2 pseudogenes are annotated in these 667 nt (G+C 78.0%); one reads left to right on the top strand and one right to left on the bottom strand.

What is annotated here, in order from left to right:
* Positions 1-172: pseudogene (locus GT030_RS00765) on the top strand (MarR family transcriptional regulator); the annotation flags it as partial.
* On the opposite strand, the pseudogene GT030_RS00760 reads toward GT030_RS00765, so the two are convergent.
* Positions 114-667, bottom strand: a pseudogene (locus GT030_RS00760) (hypothetical protein); the annotation flags it as partial. The pseudogenes GT030_RS00765 and GT030_RS00760 sit on opposite strands and share 59 nt — an antisense overlap.

Below are 667 nucleotides of genomic sequence, written 5' to 3'. Positions count from 1 at the left end.
CGGCGAGGGCACGGCCCTGCGCGAGCGGGCGCTGGTGGTGCCCCGCCGCGTCGCCGCCGCGACCGGGGCGGACCCGGCCGAGATCGGCGAGCTGCGCGACCGCCTCGACCGGCTCACCAGTGCGCTGGACGCCGCGGTGCGGGAACTGGAGCAAGGCCCGGCAGCGCGCTGAGGGCGACCCGGCGGACGTAGAGCCGTACGCTCGCGTCGCCGTCGGCCGACTCCTCGGCGGGCATGAACTCCTGGGCGAGTACGGCCATCTTGGCCCGCTCGGCGGGTCCACTCGGGCTCCAGCGGCCGGCCAGCAGGTCCCGGTCGGCCACCACCCACACCCGGTCGACTCCGGACAGCCGCCGCCGCAGTTCCGCCGCGTCGGCCTCCCTGCCGTACAGCGTCCCGGACTCGGGGCCCGGCTCGTCGAGGGCGACGTCGCGGACACCCGCGAAGGCGCTCGGATAGGCGAGGGCGGCGTTGCGGGCCTGGCTGGGCAGGAACAGCACCGGCTGACCGGGTTCCACCTCCCGCGCGGCGACCCGCGCCACGGCGGCCAGGTCGTCCGGGCGGTGGGCCGGGTCGCGGTCGTCGCTCATCAGCGGCAGCTGGAGGCACAGCGCGAGGACGGCCAGCGCGGCCCCGGCCAGGGCCAGCACCGGAAGCCGGGGCACCC

It is taken from the genome of Streptomyces sp. SID1328 (assembly GCF_009865595.1).
Classification (GTDB): domain Bacteria; phylum Actinomycetota; class Actinomycetes; order Streptomycetales; family Streptomycetaceae; genus Streptomyces; species Streptomyces griseoluteus.
The sequence above is the reverse complement of the archived record's forward strand: the minus strand, read 5'-3'. Positions and strand labels throughout refer to the sequence as shown.